This window comes from Pseudomonadota bacterium (assembly GCA_010028905.1).
GTDB lineage: Bacteria > Vulcanimicrobiota > Xenobia > RGZZ01 > RGZZ01 > RGZZ01.
The window spans coordinates 1-2910 of sequence record RGZZ01000573.1; the positions used below are offsets into that span (position 1 = coordinate 1).

The 2910-nt window shown below is 68.3% G+C and carries 5 protein-coding genes; 1 reads left to right on the plus strand and 4 read right to left on the minus strand.

Features of this window, described 5'->3' with window-relative positions:
* The 3 genes from EB084_22940 to EB084_22950 form a co-directional block, all read right to left on the minus strand.
* Positions 1-705, minus strand: a 705-nt coding sequence (locus EB084_22940) for a hypothetical protein (GenBank protein NDD31120.1), incomplete at its 3' end; no start/stop codon positions are given.
* Between the two features lie 32 nt (positions 706-737).
* Positions 738-1352 (minus strand): hypothetical protein, encoded by a 615-nt coding sequence (locus tag EB084_22945; GenBank protein ID NDD31121.1) that lies wholly within the window; start codon positions 1350-1352, stop codon positions 738-740.
* Positions 1312-1716 (minus strand): hypothetical protein, encoded by a 405-nt coding sequence (locus EB084_22950; protein ID NDD31122.1) that lies wholly within the window; start codon positions 1714-1716, stop codon positions 1312-1314. Before EB084_22950 ends, EB084_22945 begins: the two co-directional genes overlap by 41 nt.
* Before the next feature lie 44 nt (positions 1717-1760).
* Here EB084_22950 and EB084_22955 point away from each other — a divergent pair, with 44 nt between their 5' ends.
* Entirely contained in the window at positions 1761-2618 is an 858-nt protein-coding gene (locus tag EB084_22955; protein ID NDD31123.1) for a hypothetical protein, read from the plus strand.
* Between the two features lie 56 nt (positions 2619-2674).
* Here EB084_22955 and EB084_22960 read toward each other — a convergent pair whose 3' ends face one another.
* Positions 2675-2872 carry a hypothetical protein gene (locus EB084_22960; GenBank protein NDD31124.1) on the minus strand — a complete coding sequence of 66 codons (198 nt, stop codon included), beginning with the start codon at positions 2870-2872 and terminating at the stop codon, positions 2675-2677.
* Positions 2873-2910 lie beyond the last annotated feature (38 nt).

Sequence of the window (2910 nt, forward strand, 5' to 3'; positions counted from 1 at the left end):
TCGCCGAAATCGTCCTTTGGCGGGGTCGGCTCCGGGCCCGACCGTGAGATCGCCGTTGACCACCGTGCCCCCCTTCAGCGCGATGGCGCCCGCCGTGATTGCATTTGTGCCCACGTCTGCCGCTCCCGGGATAACCGCGGCGGTGCTGTAGGGCCCCAGCGTCGCGTCGAAGGCGTCGATGAGACTGGCACCGGACGAGGTCACGCCATTTGTTCCGAACACCGCATAGCGAAAGAGGCTGCTGCCCTGACGCGTGGCGAGCGCGGTCGCGATGCGCTGCACACCGCGCGCAGCCGTTCCCGTGGCGCGCAGGTACACCGCCCCCGCCGGGACGGCCGTGCCGTCTGGCGCCGCAACGCCGGCGCTGCCGGCGCTGTTGTTCGTGACCTCGAGCGTGTAGGTCAGATCGGGGAACGTGGGCAGCGTGCGCAGCGACGGGGTGAATCCCGACCAGGCATCATTTGCGCGCAGGGCGAGCACAGCGTCGGCCAGCCCCGCTTCCGCGGCGTGCGTGGCGCGCCTGGCCTGCAAGCGCATCAAGATGGCTTCCAGCGCGCTCGACGCGGTGCTGCTCACCGTGAGGGTGGCGAGCGCGAGAAGCGCGATTGCGGCCAGGGTGAGCACAAGCGCGAAGCCCCGAGAGGGGTGCTGCCTCGTGATTCTGCGCGCGTCTGTCGCTGATGTGACATTGATGGATTGAATCATGTCCGCTCTCTCTGTTGCGATTCCAGCACCGATCAGTTGCGAAGGCAGACCTGGGTGGCTACGGTCATGCTGTGTCCTCCGCTGCTCCCCATGGTGAGGGTCAGCTGCAGCGGATTCAGCCCGCTGACCCCAAAGCCGAGCGCCCGCCCGCCAAAGACGCGCCGAGGCAAGGGCTGTCCCTTGAACCAGGCGCACGTCATGCTCGCCGGCACCGCTGGCGGATCATTCACCGATACGGTGAGAGGCGTCCACTTGCGCACCAGCACAGGCACGTCACCCACGGTGTCGAGGTAGTAGCAGACATACCCGCGCCAGAGCAGCGCGCCACCACTGTCGTAGCTGAACCGTCCCAGACCGTCTCGGGGAGAGGCAAACACCACCCCCGATGGGCTCGACGACGCGGCGACACAGGCCGGATCGGCTTCCGAGAGCTCATCTGAGAGGGGCGAAAGCGCATTGGCAATGGCCCGCTGCACGTCAGCCTGCCCCAGCTGGCTGCTCTGATAGGCAAGCCCCGCCGACAGCATCCCGGAGGCGGCGAAGGTGACGAGCAGCATGATGCCCGCCGCCACGACCACCTCTACCAGGCCCATGCCGCGAATGCGATCAGGGCGACGGCGCCAGCAGTGTCTCGAGCGTGACGACACGGCTCATCCCTCCTTCGTTCCAGGTCACCTGAACCACCACGTCCTTGAGCTGCGACGTCAGAGTGGTCACCGACGTGCGCGATTCGAGCACGGTGCTCACACTCACACCATTCACCGTTGAGGTGATGGCATCCGAGCCCGAGCGAGCCGCAGCACCCGCATAGCCGGCACCGACGGCGGCTTCAAGCTCGCGCTCGGCGATGGCGGCGGCTGCCACTTGCGCGCGTCCCAGGGCGAGGGCCCGCGCCTGTAGCGGGAAGACCCCGATCAGCCCGATCACCGTGAAGACCAGCAGCCCCGCGGCGACGAGTACCTCGATGAGGGTCACGCCCGCGCGCGACCGACGACAGTGACAGAGCGGCACGGCGACGACCTCCTCATAGACGGGTGTGCACGGTGCATTCCCCGATGCACGACAAAGTACAACATGCCTTGCGCTGCGTTTTTGGCGACGCATCGGGGAACAAGGATCGAGCCATGGAACAGCCACTGCTCCCCCCTGACCCTCCCGTCGACGCGCCTGGCCCGCCTGCGCGCTCGAGCAACGCGCCCGTCGGGCGCATGCCTGACGGCGTGATGCACGATCTCGACAACGTTCTCACAAGACTGTGCCTCAACGTGCACTTCGCGCTGCACGCGGCGCAAGATGCAGCTGCGCTCACCGAAGCCCTCGAGGACATGCGCCAGGCGCTGCGCGACGCGCGTGACCTCACCGCCGGTCTGCGCGCCACGCTTCCCCTCGCGCGCAAGGCGCCCCCCACCGTCTCGCTGCGCGCCCTGATCACCGAGACAACACGCTTCACCCTGCGCGGAACGAGGGTGTCGTGCGACCTCTCCGCGGTCGAGGAGCTGCCCCCCGTCACCCTCGACGACACGGGCACCCGTCGCATCCTGCAGAACCTGCTCATCAACGCCGAGCAGGCCAGCCCGAACGATGCCGCGATACGCCTCACGGGGACCGTCGTCACGCTCGACGAGGTCCGCGCCACCGCCGACGGCTGCACGCTGGAACCGGGGCGCTACGTGCACCTGCGGGTGGAAGATGAGGGATGCGGCATTGCGCCGGACATGCTCGAGCGCGTGTTCGAGCCGGGATTCACCACCCGTGAGACGGGAAGCGGTCTGGGGCTGCCCGTGTGCCGCGCCATCGCGCAGCAGTGCGGCGGCCATCTCGAGGCGGAAGCGCGCACGTCGGGGACAAGCATGCGACTGTGGCTCCCGGTGCGGAGCGCAAAGCCCGCGAGGCTCGCGAACGAGGTGCGCTGAGGCTTCTGGCTGTGGCTACCCGCGCGGGCAGCGGAACGCGCGAGGGACGGCGGAGATCACGCCCACTGATCGAAGCGGCCAGACCGAGGCGGCGGCGCGGCCGCGCTCTCGTAGGCACGCTTCGCGGCGCGCGCCACGATTGGGTCGACGCTCGTCTGGGGCGACGCGGGAGGCGACTGCTGAGACGCAACGGGAGAGAGATTCATCTCTTCCTTGGGGAAGCGCAGCGTGTGTCGTGGAACCTGGTTCTTCACATCGGTCGTGAACGAAGGCCCAGCCTCGGGACGGGGCG

Bases quoted from the DNA above. Each gene is read 5' to 3' on its own strand.
- EB084_22955 (NDD31123.1), top strand. From the start codon at position 1,761: ATGCACGACAAAGTACAACATGCCTTGCGCTGCGTTTTTGGCGACGCA.